This is a genomic window from Sinomonas atrocyanea (assembly GCF_030811715.1).
GTDB classification, from domain to species: Bacteria; Actinomycetota; Actinomycetes; order Actinomycetales; family Micrococcaceae; genus Sinomonas; species Sinomonas atrocyanea_A.
In genome coordinates this window covers 138,107-159,062 of record NZ_JAUSRH010000007.1, presented here as the reverse complement: position 1 = coordinate 159,062, position 20,956 = coordinate 138,107, and the positions used below count along the sequence as shown (strand labels likewise).

The window sequence follows — 20,956 nt, the reverse complement described above, 5'->3', positions numbered from 1 at the left end:
GGAGGCCCTACTTCTTGGCGCGGACCTGCACGCGGCCGTCCCGGACGCGGGTCTCGTAGCTCGGCTGCGGCGCGCTCGCGGGGCCGAGCACGGGGGCGCCGTCGGCGAGGCGGAACTGGCTGCCGTGCCACGGGCAGGTGACGCAGCCGCCCTCGAACGTCCCCTCGTTCAGGGGGCCGCCCGCATGCGTGCAGATGTTGTCGAGCGCGACGATGCGCCCGCCGTCGCGCATCACGAGCAGCGGGATCTCGCCGAGCTGGACCACCTTCGGCGCCCCTCCCTCGAGCTCGTCCTCGCCGAGGAGGTCCTCCCAGTCGAGCGGGCCCTCGTGGTAGGCGGTGTGGCTGACCTTGACGCCCTTGGAGTAGGTGAGGTGGCCGCCGAGGTACCCGCCCACTGTCAGCACCCCGAGCCCGGCGAGGCCGAGCGCGCGGCCGGCGGGGCGGCGTCCTGCGCGGCGGGCGGCGAGGGAGGCGGCGTAGAGCCCGAGTGCGGCGGTGTTCGCCGCGGCGTGGACCAGGCCCACGCGCTCGGTGGGACCGTAGGTGTCCGACCAGTCGTTGAGGCCCGCGGCGGCGGTCGGCACGGCGGCTGCGAGGCCGGCCGCGACGAGCAGGTCGGCGGCGGCCTCGGTGCCGCGGCCGCCCGGCCCCTCGAGGAGGGCCTTCACATCGAGCAGGGCCGCCATGCTCCAGGCTCCGATCGGAACGTCGGTGAGGACGGCGTGCAGGGGGTGGCCGGTGGGGATGCCGCTGAGCGCGTTGCGGACCGCACGAGGCTTGACGAGGGCGTGGGCCGCCTTCCGCACGGGCTCGGCCACCCGGTCGAGGAACTCCCAGCGCTCGAGCCGGCTGACGGCGTCGTCCAACAGGTTCATCGGTGTTCTCCTTGGCGGCGGGGCAGGGTCAAGGTCAGTCCTACCCGCGTGCGCGCGGCTGACGCAGGCCAGATTGACGGCCTCCGCCGCCGGGTACAGGTGCGGCATGACTGAGAACCCAGACATCGACCAGACCGCGAACCTCCACGAGAACGACTACAAGACCGGGAACCCGGATCTCGAGCCCCGCGACTCGGGCGACCAGGCCAATGACATCCGCTTCAGCGAGGAGGAGCAGCTCATCCGCGAGCAGGCGCAGGGGATCCGGGCCCAGAAGGACAATGTGCCGCGCGACAACTCCGATGTCGACAAGGCCATGGCGGGCTTCGACGTCCCGGACGCGGACCTCAACAGCGACGCGAGCGACGATCCGCCCTTCCACGGCCAGGAGGACTAGGAGCCTTCCTCACTCCCGGCGCTGGCTGTACCGGTGCTCGGGGCGTCCGGTGCTGCCGTAGCGCAGGCCCATCTCCACAGCGCCCTCGTCCACGAGCGCCGAGAGGTGCCGCTGCGCGGTGGCTCGGGAGATGCCCACCGCGGCGGCGACGTCCACCGCCGTCAGGGGCGCGGGCGCCGAGCCGAGCGCGTCGAGCACCGCGCCCTCCGTCACGGTCCGGGACTTGGTGAGCTGGACCGCCGCCGGCAGGAGGTGCCGGCGGGCCCGGTCCACAGTGTCCTGCGTGAGGTCCGGGGTGGACTCGAGGACACGGCGGTAGCGCGAGTAGCCGCGCAGGCGCTCGGTGAGCTGCTTCTGGGTGAACGGCTTGATGAGGTAGCCGAGGGCACCGCGCCGGAAGGCCCGGGCGATCGAGGCCGCATCCGAGGCGGCGCTCAGCACGAACGCGTCCACGTCGAGCTCGGGGAGGATATCGATCCCGCTCGCGTCGGGCAGGTACACGTCCACGAGCACGAGGTCCGGCCCGAATGCGCGGGCCGCCTCGACCGCGGCGGTCCCCGTGCCCACCGGGTCCAGCGCCGTGAAGCCGGGGGCCGAGCCGACATACTCGGCGTGCAGCCTGGCCACGCGGAAGTCGTCGTCGACGATCAGGACGCGCAGGTCCTCGCTCATGCGCCCTCCTCGGTCCCGGATCCGGTCCCCGCGCCGGCCGAAGCGTCCGCGCCGGCGTCCAGGACCCCGGGCAGCCGGGCGCAGAACACCGCCCCCGGCCCCCCTGCGTCGCCGGGGGAGAGGACCCACAGGTCACCCCCCAGGCTCCGGGCGATCTGCCGCGAGAGGGAGAGGCCGAAGCCCTCGCCCCTCCCGGCCTGGTCGCGGGCACCGGCTGCGGTCGAGTAGCCCTCCGCGAAGAGCTCCTCGGCGTCTGCCCCGGCGAGCCCGTCCCCGGAGTCGGAGACCGTCACGTACAGGGTGGCCGCGTCGCTGAGCAGCTCGACCTCAGCCCACCGCTCCCCGGCCATTCCCCGGACGGCGGCGGTGACGGCGTTGTCCACGAGGTTGCCGAGCACGGTCGTCACGTCCTGCGGGTCCGAGACCCTGCCCTCGATGAGCGTCGCCCCGCCGAGCCGCAGCGGCACGCCCATCTCCGCCGAGCGCATGGCCTTCGCGCCCAGGAACGCCTGCAGGAACGGGTCCTCGAGCGTGCCCGCGAAGTCCACAGGGTACTTCAGCGGCCCTGACCTGAGCGCCTCGTCGAGGTACTCGGTGGCCTCGGCGTGCCGTCCGATCCGCAGGAAGCCGGAGATCGCGTGCAGCCGATTGGCGAACTCGTGCCGCTGCGCCCGCAGGGCCGTCGAGAGCGCACCCACCGCGTCGAGCTGGCGGCTGAGCGCCTCGACGTCGGTGCGGTCCCGGACCACCACCACCCAGCCGAGCTTGCGGCCGCCGCGCGTGACCCGCTTCGCCGTGACGATGAGCACCGACCCGCCGGCCACGACCTGCACACCCGGGCGCGCGGCGTCGTCCGCGGCATCCAGGAGAGCGAGGACGCGCGGCGGGAGGCCGAGGTCCGCGAGGGTGCGGCCCGCCGGATCGGTGAGTCCGAGCAGGCGGCGGGCGCGGTCGTTGCAGATGGTGACCCGGCCGTCCTCGCCGACCCCGATCACGCCCTCGCTCACCCCGTAGAGCACCACGGCCTGGTCCTGGACGAGCTCGCCGACCTCGGCGGGCTCGAGGCCGAGGGTGTCGGAGCGCAGCCGCCGGCTCAGCAGCGCGGTGCCGGTCCCGCCGGTGACGACGGCGAGCGCCGCCACGGCGAGGATCGGCGGGAGCGCGCCGGCGAGGGCCTCGGCGACGTCGTCGGTGGAGAATCCGACGCTGACCTCACCCACCACGGTGCGGCCGTCCGGGGCCCACACGGGGACCTTCGCCCGCACCGACGGCCCGAGCGTGCCGGTCTCGAGCGTGGTCACCTCGCGGCCGGCGAGGGCCTCCTCGGGGCTCGTGGACACGGTCTCGCCGAGCCTGGTCGGGTCGGGGTGGGACCAGCGCTTCCCGCGCCGGTCGGTGATGACCACGAACAGGGAGTCAGTGCGGTCCCGGAGGGCCTCGGCGAGCCGCTGCACGGCCCCGTCCCGCAGGGCCGCGTTCGCCGGCGTGGTCCCGGCCGTCGCTGCCGCGGCGAGCGAGTCCTGCACGGCGTCCTCAACCGCGACGCTCTGCGCCACGGCGAGCGCCTTCGAACCGATCTCGGCGACGAGCCGCTGGTAGGACAGCCACCCGTAGATGCCCGCAGTGAGCACCACGACGAGCACGACGACGCCAAGCTGGAGCGCCATCATGCGGGTCGAGAAGGCGATCCCGCGGCGTCTGGGGACCCGGCGGTCGCCGGGAACGGGGACCACCGTGTCCGTTGTCTGCACACCGGCCACAGTAGGGACTCGGGAGGGCGCGTGCCACCGGCCGGTGAGCACAATGCGCAGAAGGGGAAGAACGGGTTCTTCGCTGCCAATGCGGCAAAGCGAGACGCGACCTCTCAGCCCTTCGTAGCGTCTGTGGCACACACCACGTGACCGGCGGCACAGCGTCGCCGGCACGGCAGCGCAGAGACGAAGGAGTCCCCATGACTGCCCCCGCGGCGCCCCTCATCGAATTGAGGGCCGCCACCAAGAGGTTCCCCAAGAACGGCGGCGGGATCCACACCGCCATCCGGGACGTGACCCTCTCCATCGCACCCGGCGAGTTCGTCGCCGTCGTCGGCCCGACCGGGTGCGGGAAGTCCACGACCCTCTCCCTCATCTCAGGCCTCGCCCCTGCCTCTGAGGGCGAGACCTACGTCCGCGGCGAGCGCGTCACGGGCATTCCGAAGGGCATCGGGTACATGTTCCAGGCGGACGCGACCCTGCCGTGGAAGACCGTCCTGGACAACGTCGCCTCCGGGCCCGAGTACCGCGGCGCGCCCAAGGCAGCGGCCCGGAGCCAGGCCCGCGAATGGGTCGAGCGCGTGGGCCTGGGCCGGTTCGAGTCCTACTACCCGCACCAGCTCTCCGGCGGCATGCGCAAGCGTGTGGCCCTGGCCCAGACCCTCGTCAACGAGCCCGAGATCATGCTCATGGACGAGCCCTTCAGCGCACTGGACGTGCAGACCCGCCAGCTCATGCAGCAGGAACTCCTGCGCCTGTGGGGCGAGAGCGACGCCGCGGTCGTGTTCGTCACCCACGACCTCGAGGAGGCCATCGCGCTCGCCGACCGCGTGGTCGTCATGACCGCGAGCCCCGCCACCATCAAGGCCGACTTCCGCGTCGACCTGCCCCGCCCCCGCAACGTCGAGGAGGTCCGCCTCACCGAGGACTTCCTCGACCTGTACCGCCGCGTGTGGGAGAGCCTGCGCGAAGAGGTGGAGCTGGCGCGTGCCGCCGCCGGCAACCCGGTCCCGGCCCGAGGAGAGAAGTGAGCACCATGACCACCCCGCCCACGACCCAGCCGGGTGCCCGCGCGGCCGGAATGCTGAGCGCCGAGAAGGAGGCGGCGCTCCTCGCCACGGCCCGGAAGGCCCAGCGCGCCGACGCGCTGCGCGTGTGGGGCCTGCGCGCCCTCATCGTGGCGCTCTGGCTCGGATCCTGGGAGCTCACCGCGACGTTCCTCATCGACGAGTTCTTCTACTCCAAGCCCTCGCTCATCTGGGACCGGCTCGTCCAGTGGTTCACCTCCGGGACGCAGTTCGGCAGCGTCTGGGAGAACATCGGGTACACCGTGCTCGAGGCCACGGTCGGGTTCGCGATCGGCACCGTCGCCGGCATCGTGCTCGGCGTCCTGCTCGGGCGCAGCCGCTACATGGCCCGGGTCTTCTCGCCGTTCATCAAGGCCGCGAACGCTGTCCCGCGCATCGTCCTGGCCGCACTGTTCATCATCTGGTTCGGGTTCGGGATCAGCTCCAAGGTGGCGACGGTGGTGGTCCTCGTGTTCTTCGCGGTGTTCTTCAACGCCTTCACCGGCGCCCGCGAGGTGGACGGCAACGTGGTCAACAACGCCCGCATCCTCGGGGCGAGCAAGCGCAAGATCCTCACCTCGATCGTGCTCCCCAGCGCGACCACCTGGATCCTCTCCTCGCTGCACACCGCCTTCGGGTTCGCGCTCATCGGCGCGATCGTCGGCGAGTACGCCGGCGCCAAGCACGGCATGGGCATGCTCATCGCCAACGCCCAGGGCACCTTCGATTCCGCGGGCATCTACGCCGGCATGATCATCGTCACCGTCGTGGCGCTCCTCGCCGAGTCCCTCATCACCGCGCTCGAGAACAAGCTCCTCACCTGGCGGCCCTCCCAGGCCCAGGCCCACACGGAAGGAATCTGACGACATGAAGACCACCACCAAGCGCCGGATGGCCCAGGCGGGGGCGGCGCTGCTCGCTCTCGGGCTCGCCGCCGGCCTCAGCGGCTGCCGCGACTCGCGCTCCGCCGCCGTCGACTCCCAGGAGGCACCCGAGGTCAACATCATCGTGGGCGGCCTCGAGAAGGTCATCTATCTCCCGGCCAAGCTCACCGAGGGTCTGGGCTACTTCGAGAAGGAAGGCGTGAAGGTCAACCTGCTTGGCGAGCAGTCAGGTGCCACCGCCGAGAACTCGCTCCTCACGGGCAACGCCCAGGCCGTGGTCGGCTTCTACGACCACACGATCGACCTCGCGGCCAAGAACCAGTGCATCACCTCCGTGGTGCAGCTGGCGAACATCCCCGGCGAGGCCGAGGTCGTCGCGTCCTCGAAGGCGGGCGCGATCAAGAGCCCGAAGGACTTCGAGGGCAGGAACCTCGGCATCACCTCGCTCGGGTCCTCGACCGACTTCCTGACCCAGGCGCTCGCGGGCCAGGCGGGCGTCAAGGCCTACACCCCGGCCAAGGTCGGCGCCGGGCAGACGTTCATCGCTGCGATGGACAACGGCGGCATCGACGCCGGCATGACCACGGACCCGACCATCGCCCAGCTCGTCACGACCGGCAAGGGCAAAGTCATGGTGGACATGCGCACCGAGGAGGGCACGAAGGCTGCGCTCGGGGGGCTCTACCCGGCCGCGTCCGTATACATGTCCTGCGACTTCGTGCAGAAGAACCCCAAGACCGTCCAGAAGGTCGCCAACGCGTTCGTCGGGGCCCTGCGCTTCATCAATGGCCACAGCGCCGCCGAGATCGCTGCGAAGATGCCCAAGGAGTACGCGAACGCGGGGGCAGACCTGTACGAGAAGTCGATCGCGGACACCAAGGCGATGTTCACCAAGGACGGCATCATGGATGCCGACGGCGCCAAGAACGTGCTCCGGATCCTGGACAGCTACTCGAGCAACGTCAAGGGCAAGGGCGGCTCCATCGATCTGTCCAAGACCTACACGACAGACTTCGTGAGCAAGGTCCCGTCCTCGTAGCCCCGACGGGCGCAGGCATGGCCGCGTCAGCACCGTGCAACCGCGCACCGGGCTGGCGCGGCCACAGCCGTAGGTCCACATGATGAGACATCATGCTCGCATGGTGGACCGACGGGCTATCGTGCACGACATGACCAGCCCCTCAGCCCGGGACCTGCCCCCGTTCGTCGACGCGGCGTGGCTGGCTGCGCACAGAGGGGGCGTCGTCGTCGCGGACGCCCGCTGGTACCTCGACGGCACGTCCGGCCGCGCGGCCTACGATGCCGGGCACCTTCCCGGCGCGGTGTTCGTGGACCTCGATGCGTGGCTGTCGGGGGAGTCCGGGCCGCACGGGCTGAACCCCCTTCCCGACCCGGAGGTGTTCGCGCGGGGGATGTCTTCGCTTGGTATCGGCGACGGCACGACGGTCGTGGCCTATGACGATGCCGGGGGAGTGATCGCCGCCCGTCTCGTGTGGATGCTGCGTGCGCTCGGGGGCAGGGCGGCCCTCCTGGACGGAGGACTCGCCGCCTGGGCTGGGCCGCTCGAGACGGCGCCCGTGGAGCCCGCCCCGGCAACCTTCACGCCCTGCCCGTGGCCCAACGCCCTGCTCGCCCAGCTCGATGAGGTCGCGGCCGGGACGGGCACCGTCGTGGATGCGCGCAACCGCGACCGTTTTGACGGCAGCCTGCAGCTGCCCACTGATCCACGGGCCGGGCACATCCCCGGGGCTCTGAACGTCCCCTGCCGTGCGAACCTCACGCCTGCCGGGCGGCTGCGCCCCGTCGACGAGGTCCGGGCGGCGTTCGCGGCGGCGGGGGTCGAGGACGGGGCAGCAGTGGTGTCCTATTGCGGCTCCGGCATCACCGCGTGCCACAACCTTCTGGCCCTCGAGCACGCGGGGTTCGGCCGCGGGCGTCTCTACGTGGGCGGCTGGTCTGAGTACGCCGCAGACCCCCGGCGCCCCGCCGAAGTGGGGTGACGCCCAGACGCGGTCAGCAGCCCTCGTAGTCGCTGAGCACTTGGACCTTGGCGGCGGAGGCCGAGGACGGGTCGAACGTGTACCCGATCCACTCCTTGGCGAGGCGCCGCGCGAGCTCGAGCCCCACGACCCGCTGGCCCATCGTGAGGACCTGGCAGTTGTTGGACAGGATCGAGCGCTCCACGGAAAACGAGTCGTGCGCGGTCGCGGCCCGGATCCCGGGGACCTTGTTCGCGGCGATGGCCACGCCGAGCCCGGTCCCGCAGAACAGGAGCGCCCGGTCCGCCTTGCCCTCGCTGATCAGCTGCCCGGCCGCGATCCCCACATAGGGGTAGGGGCGGGCGAAGTCCTCGTCCTCACGGTGCACGCCGATGTCGATCACCTCGGCCACCCGCCCGTCCGCCTCGAGGTCCTTGCGCAGGGCCTCCTTGTAGTCCACCCCGGCCTCGTCCGAGCCGAGGACGATGCGCAGGCCGTCCGCTGCGGATCCCGTAGTCTGGCCGCTCATGCGGACACCTCCTGAGGGGTAGCTGAAACGATGGCCGGCCCCAGCGCGGCGAATACGGCGGCGAGGGACGTCGCGCCGGGATCCGGGGTCCCCACGCTCTTCTCGGCGAGCGGACGAGCGCGGCCCTTGAGCGGCCGGAGCCCGGCGGTCGCCGCGGCGGCGGACTCCGCCGCCCGGCACGCACCGTCCCATGCCTCCGCGAGGCTCTCCCCGCGCACGACGGCGCCGCGCAGCTCCTCCTCGAAGGGCACCAAGGCGTCGACGAGCGTCTTGTCGCCGGGCTGGGCCCCGCCGAGGGCCGCGATCCGAGCGGCGAAGGCTGAGATCCCGGACGCCACACCCCCGGCGCGGGGTGCGTCGAGGTCTCCGGTCGACTCGCCCCAGGCACGGAGCCCCGCGCCCCACAGGACTCCGGAGGTCCCGCCGGCGCGGTCGGCCCAAGCGTCCCCGGCCGCGGCCAGCACGGACCCGGCCCCGCGTCCGGCTTGGAGCGCCTCGCGCGCCGCGGCCACGGCGGCCCCGGCGCCGCGGACCATGCCGCGGCCGTGGTCGCCGTCGCCCGCGACCGCGTCCATCGCCCCCAAATCCGCCTCGAGCTCCGCGAGCCGGCTGGAGGCGGCGTCGAGCGCCGCGACGACCGCGGCAGCGTACTCGCGCGAGGCCTCGGACGACGGCGGTGCCTCGGCGGCGGCGGCCGGCCCGCCGTCGTCGTGCGCGGACTCCACGGCGGAGGTGGCGGCGACGGACCCGCGCCGGAACGCGGGCGTCTCCGCGGGGGCCAGCCAGAGCTCCTCGAGCTCCTCGTCGAGCCACGTCAGGGTCAGCGAGACGCCGGCCATGTCCAGGCTCGTGACGAGCTCGCCGACCTCGGGGGCCACGATCTCGTACCCGGCCTCGCGCAGCAGGGGCGCGACGGTGCCCCACAGCACGAAGAGCTCCTCGTGCTTGGTTGAGCCGAGCCCGTTGAGGATGACGGCGATGCGCGCCCCACCGCCACCGGAGATGGCGACCTCGGAGACGTCCGCCGGGGCCTCTGCGAGGACGCCCTCGACGAGGGCGCGGCCGAGTTCCGCGGCCGAGGGCAGCGGGACGTCCCGCAGGCCGGGCTCGCCGTGGATGCCGAGCCCGAGGCCCATGTGTCCCTCGGGGAGGCTGAACAGGGGAGCGTCGGCGCCGGGGAAGGTGCACCCGGAGAAGGCGGTGCCGAGGGTGCGGGTACGCTCGTTGGCCTTGCGGCCGATCCGCACCACCTCGTCGAGTCCCAGGCCGGCCTCGGCGGCCGCGCCCATGGCCTTGAAGACCACGAAGTCCCCGGCGATCCCGCGGCGGCGCTCGGCCTCGGCGGGCGGGGCGGACGCGACGTCGTCCGTCACGAGCACGTTCTCGGCCCTGATGCCCTCGGCGGCGAGGCGCTCGGAGGCCAGCCCGAAGTTCATCACGTCCCCGGCATAGTTGCCGTAGGTGAAGACGACGCCGGCGCCGGACTCGGCCGCGCGGGCCACGGTGCAGGCCTGCTGGGCCGATGGCGAGGTGAAGATGTTGCCCACCACGGCGCCGTCGGCGAAGCCCGCGCCGGTCAGCCCGGCGAAGGCGGGGTAGTGGCCCGAGCCGCCGCCCACGAGCACGGCGACCTTGGGCTGGGCGGGGCGGCGCCGGCGGACCGCCCCGCCGGGCACCTGGCGGACCAGGCCCGCGTGCACGTCGCAGAAGCCTGCGAGGGCCTCGTCGGCGAAGTCCGCGGGATCGTTGGAGATGCGCGTCATGGAATCTTCCTGATGGGCGTTGGTTGAGCGGAGTCGGGACCCGGTGGTGGTTGAGCGGAGTCGAAACCCCGCTCGACCTGACCGCCCGGGGTCAGTGGATGTGGCTGCCGCCGTTGATGTCCACCGTGGTGCCCGTGAGGTAGGAGGCGCCGTCGGAGGAGAGCCACGTGATGACGGAGGCGATCTCCTCGGTCGTGGCGGTGCGGCCGAGCGGGATGTCGCGGGCGATCGCGGCCTCCTGCTCCTCGGTGCTGCCCACGCGGATGTTGGTGTCCACGGCGCCGGGGGTGATGGCGTTGACGGTGATGCCGCTCGGGGCGATCTCGCGGGCCAGGGCCTTGGTGAAGCCGAGGATGGCGGCCTTGGCGGCGGAGTAGGGGACCTTTCCGAACACGCCGCCGCCGCGCTGGGCGGAGACGGAGGACATGTTCACGATCCGGCCCCAGCCGGCCTCGATCATGGCAGGCAGGAACGCCTTGGTGACGAGGTAGGTGCCGGTGGCATTGACCGCCATGACCTTGTTCCACAGGGCGAGGTCCGTCTCGAGGAACGGCACGGGCGAGGTGATGCCGGCGATGTTGGCGAGTGCCCCGACCACGGGCAGGCGGCCGGCGGCGACCTCGGCGGCCACGGCGCCGGCCGCGGCGGCGACCGAGGCCTCGTCCGCGACGTCGATCTGGTGGCCGAACGCGGGGACATTGAACTCGTTCGCGATGTCCTGGGCGGTCTTCGCGGACTTCTCGCCGTCGAGGTCCAGGATGACCACGCCCCAGCCCTCGCGGGCATAGCGGCGGGCGGTGGCGAGGCCGATGCCCTTCTCGGAGGTGGCGCCGGTGAGGACGGCGGTGCGCTGGATGCTGCTCATGGTGGTTCCTTCTGTTCTGCTCAGTGAGGTCGTGGCGGGGTCTAGATGAGGTCGGAGATGAAGCTCGCGGCCTTGGCCGCGGCCGCAGGCCGCTCCTCGTGCGTGAGGTCGTGGGCCTCGAGCTCGAGCGAGAAGTGCCCGTGGAAGCCGGCCCCGCGCAGTGCGGCGAGGGCGCCGGCGAAGTCCACGGAGCCATTGCCGATGCTGAGGTTGATGTTCCCGGGCACCGCGTCGCGGAGGTGGACGTGGGCGATCCGGCCGGCGAGGGCGCCTATGGCCTGCTCGGGCCGGCTGCCCGAGGCGACAACGTGGGAGAGGTCGACGACGTGCCGCACCCGGGTGCCCGCGAGCCGGTCCGCGAGGGCTAGGGCGCGGTCGAGGGTCCCGCACAGGCGGTAGTAGTGCAGGGACTCGGTCCAGAGCCCGACGCCGAACGCAGCCGCGCGCTCGCCGGCCACCGCGAGCTGCTGGGCCACGAGGTCGATGTCCTCGCCGAGGCTCTGGACCGGCTGCGGGTCCAGGGCACCGCAGGGGAGCACGAGCGCCTCCGCCCCGACCGCGCGGGTCAGGGTGAGCAGGCGGTCGAGATGTGCGGCCCGCGCGGCCAGCCGTGCGCCGTCGAGCGTCGCATTGAGGTCGCCGATGTCCCCGTTGACCGAGCGGACGCGCAGGCCCGAGTCCGCCACGCGGGCCGCAACCTCCGCGATGTCCGCATCGGTGATCTCGAACCGGACGTGGTCGCACACGCCGGGCAGCGCGCCGAGGTCGATCTCCTCGAAGCCGAGCCCGGCCATGGTGGCCAGGGCCTCGGTGAGCGGCAGGTGCCGGAAGCTGATCGACGAGCAGCCGAGTCGGTCGTGGAACATCGATGTCCCTCCAGGGGATGGAGCTGTGGTGTGACGTCAACCACGGTAGGGGGAATCGTTGTCGACAGTCAACCTCGAGCGTCGACTGTTGACAGTGCGAGGTGACGCGAAGCACACTGGCATATCATGTCGACTGTCAACAGGGACGGCGGCAGTCAGAGAACCCACTCCGGAAGGAACGCAATGAGCAACGAGGCTCTGGCCATGCGCGGCCCGGTCCACGGCACGAAGGACGCCAAGCGCGTCGCCGTCGGCTCTGCCGTCGGGGCCGTCATCGAGACCTACGACTTCATCGGCTTCGGCACCGCGGCAGCCCTCTACTTCAACCACGCCTTCTTCCCCGGCGCCGATCCGGTCACGGGAACGCTGGCCTCGTTCGCCACGCTCGGCGTCGGCTTCGCCGCCCGCCCGCTCGGCGGCATCATCGGCGGCCACCTCGGTGACCGCCTGGGCCGCAAGCCCGTCCTGGTGACCTCGCTCATCATCATGGGCCTCGCGACGTTCGCGATCGGGCTGCTGCCCACCTACGCCGCGGTGGGCATCCTCGCCCCCGTGCTGCTCGTTGCCGTCCGGATCATCCAGGGCCTCGCGTTCGGTGCCGAGTGGGGCGGCGCGATCCTCATGAGCTACGAGCACGCCCCCTGGCGGCGCAAGGGCGCCGTGACCGGCATCGTGCAGGCCGGCTTCCCCGTGGGGCTGCTGCTGGCCAACCTCGTGTTCCTCTTCAGCGTCCACCTCGGCGACGAGTGGGCCTGGCGCATCCCGTTCCTCGCGAGCCTCGCGCTCGTCATCGTGGGCCTCATCATCCGGTCCAAGGTCCCCGAGTCGCCCGTGTTCGAGGACGTCAGGGACCGCGGCGAGATCGCCAAGTCCCCCATCAGCCAGGTGATCCGCGAGGACTGGCGCAACATCGTGCGCGGCATCGGCCTGCGCATCGCGGAGACGGCCGGCTACGCCGTGTCGATCACGTACATGATCTCCTACATCAACTCGTCCAAGCTCGCGGACAAGAACCAGACGCTCATCGCCCTGTGCATCGCCTCCGCCGTCGGCATCATCGCCACCTGGAAGTGGGGCGCCCTGACGGACAAGGTGGGCCGCCGCCCGGTGTACGTGTGGTCCTGCGCCTTCGCCGTGCTGTTCGGCGTGCCGATGTTCCTGCTGGTCAACACCGGTATGTTCCTGTTCATCGTGGCCACGATCGTGATCGCCTACGCCATCTGCCAGAACTCCCTCGCGGGCGCCCAGGGCGCCTGGTTCCCCGAGCTGTTCCAGGCCAAGACCCGCTCCTCGGGCGCCTCGCTCGCGTACCAGATCTCCGCCATGGTTTCCGGCTTCACGCCGTTCATCACCACCCTGCTGTTCGTCAGCTTCGGCTGGCTCGGGCCTGCCCTGCTCTTCAGCGCCTACGGCGCGATCGGCCTCTGGGCCGCGCTCGTGACCCGCGAGACCTGGGGCCGCCGCGAGCGTGAGGCCGCCGAGCTGGCCTCGTCCCAGACGCCCGCCCCGGCGCACAACCACTGAAGGAACCGAGGAAGACTCCACCGATGACCTCATCGACACTCGAGACCCGCACCCCCGCAGGCATGGCCGAGCGCCGCGCCGCCGTCGAGGCCGCCGCGCACAGGATCCGCCGCCACGCCCTCTTCATGGGCGAGGTCCAGGGCCAGGGCTACGTGGGCCAGGCCCTCGGCGCCGCAGACATCCTGGCCACCGTGTACACGGACCAGCTCCGCTTCCGCCCCGAGGACCCCGCATGGGAGGACCGCGACCGGTTCCTCCTCTCCACCGGCCACTACGCGATCGGGCTCTACGCGGCGCTCGCCGAGGCCGGGACCATCCCGGTCGAGGAGCTCGAGACCTACGGCTCGGACGGCTCGCGCCTGCCGATGTCCGGCATGTCCACCTACACCCCGGGCATGGAGATCTCGGGCGGCTCGCTCGGGCACGGTCTCACGGTCGCGGTCGGGCTCGCGCTCGGGCTTCGCTACCGCGGCAACGCCGCCCGGGTGATCAACTTCCTCTCCGACGGCGAGCTCGACGAGGGGTCCACGTGGGAGGCCGCCATGGGCGCCGCGCACCACCGCCTCGGCCGGCTCACCGCCGTCGTGGACATCAACGCACTCCAGGCCGACGGCGCGACCGCGGGCGTGCTGCGCACCGAGCCGGTCGCGGACAAGTGGGCCGCGTGCGGGTGGCGCGTGTTCCGCGTGGACGGCAACGACGTCGGCGCCCTCCTCGAGGCGTTCGACGCCGCCGGGCAGGGTTCCGCGGTGACGGACGACGGCGAGGGCGCACCCGCCGTCGTGCTCTGCGACACGAAGGTGGGGCGCGGCGTGCCGCTGCTCGAGCAGCGCGAGAAGGCGCACTTCATGCGCATCGAGGAGCACGAGTGGGCAATCTGCAACGAGCAGCTCGAGGCGGGCTGGGCCGCCCGGCAGGAAGCGGCCGGCCAGGAAGCGGCCGGCCAGCGCGGCAGCCAGGAGGAGAAGGCATGAGCACGGCAGCAGTGGCAACGGGCGCAGCACCGAAGCTGAAGACCTCGGCGATGATCGCCTCCTTCGCGGACCCGGGCCAGAAGACGGCCCCGGCGCCGTTCGGGCACGCGCTCGCCGCGGCCGCCGAGGCCGACCCGCGGATCGTAGGCCTCACTGCGGACCTGGGCAAGTACACGGACATGCACATCTTCGCCGAGGCCCACCCGGAGAAGTTCTTCCAGATGGGCATGGCGGAGCAGCTGCTCTTCGGGGCGGCCGCGGGCATGGCGGAGGCCGGCCTCGTGCCGTTCGCCTCGACCTACTCGGTCTTCGCGGCCCGGCGCGCGTACGACTTCATCTGCCTCGACATCGCCGAGCCGAACCTGAACGTCAACATCGTCGGCGGACTGCCGGGCCTGACCACCGGGTACGGGCCCTCGCACCAGGCCACGGAGGACATGGCGATCTTCCGCGGCATGCCCAACCTGACCATCGTGGACCCCTGCGACTCGGTGGACATCGCCGCCGCCGTCCCGCAGCTCGCGGCCTCGGACGGGCCCACCTACCTGCGCCTCCTGCGGGGCAAGGTGCCCACCGTCCTGGACGAGTACGACTACGAGTTCGAGCTCGGCAAGGCCAAGGTCCTGCGCGGGGGCAACGACGTCGTGTTCGTCTCCTCGGGGCTCATGACCATGCGGGCGCTCCAGGCGGCGGCCGAGCTCGAGAAGCACAAGGTGGACGTCGCCGTCGTCCACACCCCGACGATCAAGCCCTTCGACGAGGCCACCGTCCTCGCCGAGCTGGCGGGGGACCGGCTCGCGCTCACGCTCGAGAACCACACGGTGGTGGGCGGCCTGTTCGAGACCGTCGCCTCCGCGCTGGTCCGTGCCGGCCGGACGCGCCGCGTGGTCCCGGTCGGCCTCCCGGACGAGTTCCTCGACGCCGGGGCCCTGCCCACGCTGCACACCAAGTACGGGCTCAGCGTGGACCGGATCGTCGCGAAGGTGCTGGCCGAGCTCGGCTGAGACGGGCGCCCGAATCACCCGGCGGGCGGGGGTCCTCGGGCCCTCGCCCGCCCTATCATGAGTGTCAACGGCTGTCGGGTGACAGTCGACACACCAGGGGAGGAACCCATGGCTGTTGCAGCATCCCTGCTGGGCCTCGAGAAGCGGAGCCTGCGCGAGCAGGCGCTCGCCGCGCTCCGCCGCGCCATCACGTCGGGGGAGCTCGCGCAGGGCCAGCACCTCGTGGAAACCGAGCTCTCCGAGATGCTCGGCATCAGCCGGGGGACGCTCCGCGAGGCCCTGAGGCAGCTCGAGCAGGAGGGCCTGGCCTCGGCGGGCCCGCGCGGCCGGCTGAGCGTGCGGCACCTCGACGCGAAGGAGATCCGGGACATCTTCGCGGTACGCGGGGCCCTCGAGTCCCTTGCCGCGCGCACTCTCATCGAGCAGCCGCGCCGGGCCAAGGCCGTGGGCGAGCTCCGGGACGCGCTCGAGCGCATGGACGAGGCCGCGGGGCGGTCCCTCGAGGACAGGATCGAGGCAGACCTGGACTTCCACCGGCTCCTGTGCCGGCTCTCCGGGAACGAGACCCTCCTCCACCAATGGCAGTCACTCGAGGGGTCCATCCGCATGTCGATCATGTTCGCCGGGCTCGAGCGGGCCACGAGCAACATGAGCGTGGACCGGCACCGGGCCATCGTGGACGCGGTCGAGTCCGGAGATGCCGCCACGGCGCGCGAGACGATCCTGGCCCACATGGACTCCGCGTCGGACAACCTCGTCAGCGACGTAGCCCCCGCACTCTAGGCGCCTTTCGGCTGAGAATTCCTGCCCGCACGGCCCGGCGTCCTTCCTTGGCGCCGGGCCCTTCTGTGGCACCACCTACTCGGCCCGCAGGGCCCCCAACTCTTCTGGGCGCCGGCACGGCGCGGCCTAAGAGCCGCCCTTCCGCGCACCTACCGGTGCGTAGGAATCCAAGTACCGCTTTCGAGGCGCCCTCGAAAAGAACAGGTACAACTACGTGTTCTCACGCTCCTGATGGGCTGAAAAAGTCTTCGCATCGGGCTTGAAAGATCATCCGATCCGGGTCCGCGAAGTGTCTGAACAGTGGGGGTCTTCGGCTTTCGCCGCTCGTATCGCGCTGTTCCTCCCATCACGAAGGAGCATTCCCATGAGCAAGCTGTCTCTCAAGCGCAAGGCGGCGATCGCTGTCGCTACCGTCGGCCTGGTCGGCATCGGCGGCACAGCCGCCATCGCATACTGGACCACCACCGGTACCGGTACCGGTAACGCCGCGGCGTCGGCCGGCGGCCAAACGGTCGTCCTGCACGCCTCGTACGCCGCTGGCCTCACGCCGGGCCAGAACACCGCCGTGACGTACACCGCGGACAACGCCAACGATTCGAGCACTGTCGTGGGCGCTCTCACCGCCACCGTCGCAACGAGCGACGCCAAGTGCCTGCCGGCGTGGTTCACGGTCACGGCGGATACGTCCAACACGAACGTCGCCGCGAAGTCCACGGGCACCCGGGTCGGCACCGGCACGCTGACGTTCCTTGACGACGCCGCCAACCAGGATGCGTGCAAGGGCGCGACCATCACGGTCAACGTGACCAGCAACTAGCAGTTCGTGCCCCGGATGGGACGGGCCTGATCCCGTCCGATCCGGGGCCGCTTCGGTCGTGGACGACAGCCGGCATCGCCGGCCAGAGGGGACGTAAGCGTGCGGGGTCTGGGGAAGCTCGTGGCGGGTTTGCCGCGGGGTGTCAGGAGAGCAATCGTCATCGCGGTGATCAGCCTGCTCGGTGTGGTGCTGCCAGCCGGCGCGCTGCTGGCCGCAGGGCAGGCGGCCAAACCGGCGTTCACCATCCAGGTGTCGCCGGCCAGCCAATCGGTGGTCCGCGGGTCCGCGGCGTCATACACCATCACCGTCTCGTCGCAGAACGGCTTTGCCGGTCCCGTGGCGCTCACGGCAGGCTCGCTGCCGGCCGCAGCGACCGCCGGCTTCGCGCCGTCGAGCATCGCCCTCACGTCCGGTTCGACGACGACCTCGACCCTCACCGTGACGACCACCTCGTCCACCCCGGCAGGCGCGAACGACCTCCAGATCGTCGGTACGTCGGGGAAGACCACCTCGTCCGCCACGGCGGGGCTGACCGTGAACACCCCGCTCTCCGGATCCCTCGCGCTTGCCAGTACGCCTGCTTCGCTCTCACTCGCGGCAGGGTCGAGCGGCGTCTACGATCTCGGCCTCACGCGGACCAACCTCACGGGCCCGGTCGGCTTCACCGTCGCGGGGCTGCCGCCCGGCGTCACCGCGGTGTTCGCCCCGGCCAGCACCTCCGGCTCCACCTCGTCGCTCCAGCTCAGCGTCGACCCTTCAGCGAAGGCGACGACGGCGACACTCGCCATCGGCGCCTCTGGCCAGGATGCCACCGGGGCCACGAGGTCCGCGTCCGCGAGCGTTCAGCTCGCGATCCTCAGCAGCCCCAAGGCCTTCACCCTCGCGGGCACCATCACCCCGGGGATAGCGCCCGGGGTGACGCAGCCGGTGGGCCTGAGCATCAGCAATCCGAACAACCAGGCCCTCTCGGTCACCAATCTCTCCGTGACCCTCACCGGCGTCACGAGGACCGCGACCGCTGTCGCCAAGAACCTGCCGTGCACGGTGGCGGACTTCGCCGTCGCCCAGTACAGCGGCCCCTACCCCCAGACGGTCGCGGCGGGCGGAACTGCCTCCCTCGCTTCCTTGGGGGTGCCAACGAGCCAGTGGCCGAAGATCACCATGCTCGATACCGCCGCCAACCAGGACGGGTGCAAGGGTGCAACCCTCCAGCTGGCATATTCCGGATCCGGGGGGAACTGAGATGGGAACAATCTCGCAGCTCACACGCCGGCCGGCCGCCGTCGCGGCAGCCGCCACTGCACTCGTCCTTGCCGGCGGCGCAGCGGCCTCGGCGTACTGGGCCACCTCCGGTTCCGGATCTGGGTTGCAGACCGCGGGCCAGCTCCAGGTCCTCAGCACGCAGGCCCTCGCGCAGCCCGCCGCCGGACAGCAGCCGATCTCCCCGGGCGGCAGTGCGGACGCCGCCGTCCGCGTCGCCAACCCCAACCCGTACGCGGTACAGCTCTACCGCGTGTCTTCGGCCGGCGCCGCCACCGCGGACGCCGCGCACCCCCAGTGCGTGGCCACGGGCATCACGTTCCAAGACCCGGCCGCACCGCTGACGCCAACCGTCACGGTCCCCGCCAACGGGAGCCTCACCGTGGTCCTCCCGGGCGCGATCGCGATGAGCCTCGCTTCAGACCCCGGGTGCCAAGGCGCCTCGTTCCGCATCCCGCTGACCCTTGAGGTGCGCAAGTGACCGTCACCCAGCCCCGCCCCGCCCGCGGGCTCCGCCAGGCCCGGGCCACCCGCCTCCGGCACGCCCTCCGGCACGCCCTGCGGCGCGGCTGGGCGGCGTTCGCGGCCCTCCTCCTCGTGGTCACCGGCGGCGCCGCGGCCTTCGCCTACTGGCAGGCCAGCTCCACCGCGCCGGACGGACTCGCCGTCGCGGACACGCTCCAGCAGGGCTCCACGCCGTCCGCCCGCGCCACGCAGGCGAGCGTCGCCCTCGCGTGGACGGCAAGCACGACGGCGGGCGGCCGCGCCGTGTCTGGCTACACCGTGCGCCGGTACGGCGCCGCGACCGGGGGCGCGCCCGTCCAGGCAACCGGCGGCTGCGCCGGGGTCGTGACCACCGGCTCATGCACCGAGTCCGCCGTCCCCAACGGGACTTGGTACTACGCAGTCACCCCGCTGCTCGGGAATTGGTCCGGGGCCGAGAGCGCTCGGAGCGGAGCCGCGCTCGCGGACGCCTCGGCTCCGACCGTATCGGCCTCGGTCTCGCCCACGCCCAACGCGGCCGGCTACAACAGCACGACCCCGGTGGTCGTCACGCTCGCGGCGCAGGACAATGCCGGCGGCAGCGGCGTCGCGTCCCTCACCTACTCGCTCGACGCCGGCCAGCCAGCCACGGTCGCGGGCACGAGCGCCTCGGTCCCGGTGGCCGGTGACGGCGGCCACAAGCTCACCTACTCCGCGACCGATGTGGCAGGGAACGCCTCGGTCAGCCAGTCGCTCACGATCAGGATCGACACCCAGGCGCCGGGCACCCCGAGCCTCGTGGTGCCCACCTACATCAACGCGGCCAGCGCGGGCGGCACCGTGTCCGTGTCCGGGACCGCCGAGGCCGGCAGCACCGTGACGCTCGCGGCGTCCGACGGCGCGGGGCACACCATGGCCCCGGCCACGGCCACCGCCCAGTCGAACGGGTCCTGGACCGTGACCAACCTCAACCTCTCCGGCCTGGCCGACGGAACGGTCACGTTCACCGCGACCGCCCAGGACGCCGCGGGCAACGTGAGCCCGGCGGCGACGGCGACGTCGACCAAGGACACCAAGGCCCCGACGGGGACCACGATCACGCAGCCCTCCACTGTGACGTCGGCGAACGTCGCCTCAATGTCAGTCGGCGGCACGGCAGAGCCGGGCGCAGCGATTTCGCTCAGCGTCTCCGATGCCGGCGCCGTCCACACGGTCCCGGGGACAGCAACGGCGGACGCCTCCGGTGCATGGTCGGTCACCGCCCTCAATCTGGCATCGCTCAGTGACGGTCCGCTGACCTACACGGCCGGGGCAATTGACCGGGCCGGGAATTCCGGAGCTGCGGTGACCGCGGCCGGGACGAAGAAGGCGACCACCACGACGCCCTCCTTCACTGCGGGAACGGGGCAGATTCCGAGCAGCAAGACATCGTCCTGGACGATTTCCGGCACCGCGGAGGCAGGGGTTTCGCTCGTCATCATGGTGACCGATTCCGCCAACAAGACCGTCACCATCAACACTTCGAGTCCGGCGGGCATTTGGACTGCCCAGGCCAATCTCAGCGCATTGGCGTCCGGGGCGTTGACCCTCTCGGCGAAGGCAACGGATGCCTACGGGAACTCGTCGATCGGCACGGCCCCCGGGAGGATCCTTCCTGGCGTCACGTCCGTGCAGCTCACGAATGGGGGCGGCAACCCCGGCAGCGGCAAGGCGGCGCAGGGTGACAAGGTGACGATCACCTTCAGTGGCCCCATGAACCCCAGCTCCCTCTGCGGGCTGACGCAGACCGGATCCCTGTGGAGCGCGAACGTCACGGCCAGGATCTCCACGACCGTCGCGTCCCCGAACCCGCTCGACACGCTCGACATCACGTCAGGCTGCGGTTCGCCCTTCGGGACGGTCCCGCTCGGGGCGAACTACGCGAAGAGCAATGGCTCTGGAGCGGGCCCCCTCGTCTTCGCTGCGACGCTGCAGCTCAACGCGACGGAGACCACCCTGACGATCACCCTCGGAACGCTGAATTCCGGGCAGGCGAACAACAACGTCAGCGCCGGGAAGCCTGGGTTCATCCCCGATTCGACGACCCCGCCGAGGGATGTGGACGGGTACGGCGTCGCCGAGCAGTTCACAGACGGGGCGGCCACCGGCTTCTGAGCCGCGCTAGCGGAACAGCGCGGGCAACACGACCAGGGCGGCCACGCAGAGGCCGGCGCCGATGAGGATCCACGCGCCGATGGCAATCAGCAGGCCGGCGCCGAAGCGCATCGTCGCCGGCCGCACGGTGAGGACGATCGCCCCGGCCACATACCCGAGGAACAGCAGGAAGCCGAGGTAGCCCGGCACCCAGCGGATGCTGCCCAGAGCCACCGAGAGGCCGAAGAGGAGGGCGAGGGCGCCGATCCCCGCGAAGAGCCCGCCCACGATGGAGCCGCCCCCTCTCCGGGGCGGGGGATAGGGCGGC

General features: G+C 71.7%; 21 protein-coding genes. 13 read left to right on the top strand and 8 right to left on the bottom strand.

Annotation, left to right across the window (positions count from 1 at the left end; translation table 11 throughout):
* Positions 1 to 7: 7 nt before the first annotated feature.
* Positions 8 to 877, bottom strand: coding sequence for a Rieske 2Fe-2S domain-containing protein (locus J2W21_RS12610; RefSeq protein ID WP_307114855.1), 870 nt, complete (start codon positions 875 to 877; stop codon positions 8 to 10).
* A 106-nt stretch (positions 878 to 983) separates the two neighbouring features.
* Between J2W21_RS12610 and J2W21_RS12605 the strand changes: the two genes are divergently transcribed.
* A complete protein-coding gene (locus J2W21_RS12605; protein WP_307114854.1) occupies positions 984 to 1,274 on the top strand; it encodes a hypothetical protein in 291 nt (96 codons plus the stop codon).
* A 9-nt stretch (positions 1,275 to 1,283) separates the two neighbouring features.
* On the opposite strand, the gene J2W21_RS12600 is transcribed toward J2W21_RS12605, so the two are convergent.
* Together J2W21_RS12600 and J2W21_RS12595 are read right to left on the bottom strand one after the other, a co-directional pair.
* Positions 1,284 to 1,946 (bottom strand): response regulator, encoded by a 663-nt coding sequence (locus tag J2W21_RS12600; RefSeq protein WP_307114853.1) that lies wholly within the window; start codon positions 1,944 to 1,946, stop codon positions 1,284 to 1,286.
* Positions 1,943 to 3,697, bottom strand: a complete 1,755-nt coding sequence (locus J2W21_RS12595) for a sensor histidine kinase (protein ID WP_307114852.1) — start codon at positions 3,695 to 3,697, stop codon at positions 1,943 to 1,945. Before J2W21_RS12595 ends, J2W21_RS12600 begins: the two co-directional genes overlap by 4 nt.
* Positions 3,698 to 3,897: 200 nt before the next feature.
* Here J2W21_RS12595 and J2W21_RS12590 point away from each other — a divergent pair, with 200 nt between their 5' ends.
* The 4 genes from J2W21_RS12590 (at position 3,898) to J2W21_RS12575 (ending at position 7,648) form a co-directional block, all read left to right on the top strand.
* Positions 3,898 to 4,728, top strand: a complete 831-nt coding sequence (locus J2W21_RS12590) for an ABC transporter ATP-binding protein (RefSeq protein WP_307114851.1) — start codon at positions 3,898 to 3,900, stop codon at positions 4,726 to 4,728.
* Between the two features lie 5 nt (positions 4,729 to 4,733).
* Positions 4,734 to 5,627, top strand: a complete 894-nt coding sequence (locus tag J2W21_RS12585) for an ABC transporter permease (protein ID WP_307114911.1) — start codon at positions 4,734 to 4,736, stop codon at positions 5,625 to 5,627.
* A 4-nt stretch (positions 5,628 to 5,631) separates the two neighbouring features.
* Positions 5,632 to 6,687 (top strand): ABC transporter substrate-binding protein, encoded by a 1,056-nt coding sequence (locus J2W21_RS12580; RefSeq protein ID WP_307114850.1) that lies wholly within the window; start codon positions 5,632 to 5,634, stop codon positions 6,685 to 6,687.
* A 130-nt stretch (positions 6,688 to 6,817) separates the two neighbouring features.
* Complete coding sequence (locus tag J2W21_RS12575) at positions 6,818 to 7,648, top strand: sulfurtransferase (RefSeq protein WP_307114849.1); 831 nt, start codon at positions 6,818 to 6,820, stop codon at positions 7,646 to 7,648.
* Between the two features lie 13 nt (positions 7,649 to 7,661).
* Here the strand turns inward: J2W21_RS12575 and J2W21_RS12570 are convergent, their stop codons facing one another.
* From J2W21_RS12570 to J2W21_RS12555, 4 genes are all read right to left on the bottom strand, one after another.
* A complete protein-coding gene (locus J2W21_RS12570) occupies positions 7,662 to 8,156 on the bottom strand; it encodes a ribose-5-phosphate isomerase (protein ID WP_307114848.1) in 495 nt (164 codons plus the stop codon).
* Positions 8,153 to 9,919: a dihydroxyacetone kinase family protein gene (locus tag J2W21_RS12565; protein ID WP_307114847.1), complete on the bottom strand. Its 1,767-nt coding sequence runs from the start codon at positions 9,917 to 9,919 to the stop codon at positions 8,153 to 8,155. Before J2W21_RS12565 ends, J2W21_RS12570 begins: the two co-directional genes overlap by 4 nt.
* Before the next feature lie 91 nt (positions 9,920 to 10,010).
* Positions 10,011 to 10,784 carry an SDR family NAD(P)-dependent oxidoreductase gene (locus J2W21_RS12560; protein WP_307114846.1) on the bottom strand — a complete coding sequence of 258 codons (774 nt, stop codon included), beginning with the start codon at positions 10,782 to 10,784 and terminating at the stop codon, positions 10,011 to 10,013.
* A gap of 41 nt (positions 10,785 to 10,825) precedes the next feature.
* Entirely contained in the window at positions 10,826 to 11,650 is an 825-nt protein-coding gene (locus tag J2W21_RS12555; protein ID WP_307114845.1) for a sugar phosphate isomerase/epimerase family protein, read from the bottom strand.
* Positions 11,651 to 11,833: 183 nt separating this feature from the next.
* Between J2W21_RS12555 and J2W21_RS12550 the strand changes: the two genes are divergently transcribed.
* The 8 genes from J2W21_RS12550 to J2W21_RS12515 all read left to right on the top strand — a co-directional run bounded on the left by J2W21_RS12550 (position 11,834) and on the right by J2W21_RS12515 (position 20,649).
* A complete protein-coding gene (locus tag J2W21_RS12550) occupies positions 11,834 to 13,174 on the top strand; it encodes an MFS transporter (RefSeq protein ID WP_307114844.1) in 1,341 nt (446 codons plus the stop codon).
* A 23-nt stretch (positions 13,175 to 13,197) separates the two neighbouring features.
* A complete protein-coding gene (locus J2W21_RS12545; protein WP_307114843.1) occupies positions 13,198 to 14,148 on the top strand; it encodes a transketolase in 951 nt (316 codons plus the stop codon).
* Positions 14,145 to 15,152 (top strand): transketolase family protein, encoded by a 1,008-nt coding sequence (locus J2W21_RS12540; protein ID WP_307114842.1) that lies wholly within the window; start codon positions 14,145 to 14,147, stop codon positions 15,150 to 15,152. Before J2W21_RS12545 ends, J2W21_RS12540 begins: the two co-directional genes overlap by 4 nt.
* Before the next feature lie 108 nt (positions 15,153 to 15,260).
* Positions 15,261 to 15,935, top strand: a complete 675-nt coding sequence (locus J2W21_RS12535; RefSeq protein ID WP_307114841.1) for a GntR family transcriptional regulator — start codon at positions 15,261 to 15,263, stop codon at positions 15,933 to 15,935.
* A 364-nt stretch (positions 15,936 to 16,299) separates the two neighbouring features.
* Positions 16,300 to 16,752: a hypothetical protein gene (locus J2W21_RS12530; protein WP_307114840.1), complete on the top strand. Its 453-nt coding sequence runs from the start codon at positions 16,300 to 16,302 to the stop codon at positions 16,750 to 16,752.
* Between the two features lie 165 nt (positions 16,753 to 16,917).
* Positions 16,918 to 17,994, top strand: a complete 1,077-nt coding sequence (locus J2W21_RS12525) for a COG1470 family protein (protein WP_307114839.1) — start codon at positions 16,918 to 16,920, stop codon at positions 17,992 to 17,994.
* 1 nt (position 17,995) lies between these two features.
* On the top strand, positions 17,996 to 18,493 hold the full coding sequence (locus J2W21_RS12520) for a hypothetical protein (protein ID WP_307114838.1): 498 nt from the start codon (positions 17,996 to 17,998) through the stop codon (positions 18,491 to 18,493).
* On the top strand, positions 18,490 to 20,649 hold the full coding sequence (locus J2W21_RS12515) for an Ig-like domain-containing protein (protein WP_307114837.1): 2,160 nt from the start codon (positions 18,490 to 18,492) through the stop codon (positions 20,647 to 20,649). The genes J2W21_RS12520 and J2W21_RS12515 overlap by 4 nt, the downstream gene beginning before the upstream one ends.
* A gap of 6 nt (positions 20,650 to 20,655) precedes the next feature.
* On the opposite strand, the gene J2W21_RS12510 is transcribed toward J2W21_RS12515, so the two are convergent.
* Entirely contained in the window at positions 20,656 to 20,916 is a 261-nt protein-coding gene (locus tag J2W21_RS12510; protein WP_307114836.1) for a hypothetical protein, read from the bottom strand.
* Positions 20,917 to 20,956: the final 40 nt, after the last annotated feature.

Coding starts and splice junctions, on each gene's coding strand:
- J2W21_RS12610 (WP_307114855.1), bottom strand. CDS start 877: ATGAACCTGTTGGACGACGCCGTCAGCCGGCTCGAGCGCTGGGAGTTC.
- J2W21_RS12605 (WP_307114854.1), top strand. CDS start 984: ATGACTGAGAACCCAGACATCGACCAGACCGCGAACCTCCACGAGAAC.
- J2W21_RS12600 (WP_307114853.1), bottom strand. CDS start 1,946: ATGAGCGAGGACCTGCGCGTCCTGATCGTCGACGACGACTTCCGCGTG.
- J2W21_RS12590 (WP_307114851.1), top strand. CDS start 3,898: ATGACTGCCCCCGCGGCGCCCCTCATCGAATTGAGGGCCGCCACCAAG.
- J2W21_RS12585 (WP_307114911.1), top strand. CDS start 4,734: ATGACCACCCCGCCCACGACCCAGCCGGGTGCCCGCGCGGCCGGAATG.
- J2W21_RS12580 (WP_307114850.1), top strand. CDS start 5,632: ATGAAGACCACCACCAAGCGCCGGATGGCCCAGGCGGGGGCGGCGCTG.
- J2W21_RS12575 (WP_307114849.1), top strand. CDS start 6,818: ATGACCAGCCCCTCAGCCCGGGACCTGCCCCCGTTCGTCGACGCGGCG.
- J2W21_RS12570 (WP_307114848.1), bottom strand. CDS start 8,156: ATGAGCGGCCAGACTACGGGATCCGCAGCGGACGGCCTGCGCATCGTC.
- J2W21_RS12565 (WP_307114847.1), bottom strand. CDS start 9,919: ATGACGCGCATCTCCAACGATCCCGCGGACTTCGCCGACGAGGCCCTC.
- J2W21_RS12560 (WP_307114846.1), bottom strand. CDS start 10,784: ATGAGCAGCATCCAGCGCACCGCCGTCCTCACCGGCGCCACCTCCGAG.
- J2W21_RS12555 (WP_307114845.1), bottom strand. CDS start 11,650: ATGTTCCACGACCGACTCGGCTGCTCGTCGATCAGCTTCCGGCACCTG.
- J2W21_RS12550 (WP_307114844.1), top strand. CDS start 11,834: ATGAGCAACGAGGCTCTGGCCATGCGCGGCCCGGTCCACGGCACGAAG.
- J2W21_RS12545 (WP_307114843.1), top strand. CDS start 13,198: ATGACCTCATCGACACTCGAGACCCGCACCCCCGCAGGCATGGCCGAG.
- J2W21_RS12540 (WP_307114842.1), top strand. CDS start 14,145: ATGAGCACGGCAGCAGTGGCAACGGGCGCAGCACCGAAGCTGAAGACC.
- J2W21_RS12535 (WP_307114841.1), top strand. CDS start 15,261: ATGGCTGTTGCAGCATCCCTGCTGGGCCTCGAGAAGCGGAGCCTGCGC.
- J2W21_RS12530 (WP_307114840.1), top strand. CDS start 16,300: ATGAGCAAGCTGTCTCTCAAGCGCAAGGCGGCGATCGCTGTCGCTACC.
- J2W21_RS12520 (WP_307114838.1), top strand. CDS start 17,996: ATGGGAACAATCTCGCAGCTCACACGCCGGCCGGCCGCCGTCGCGGCA.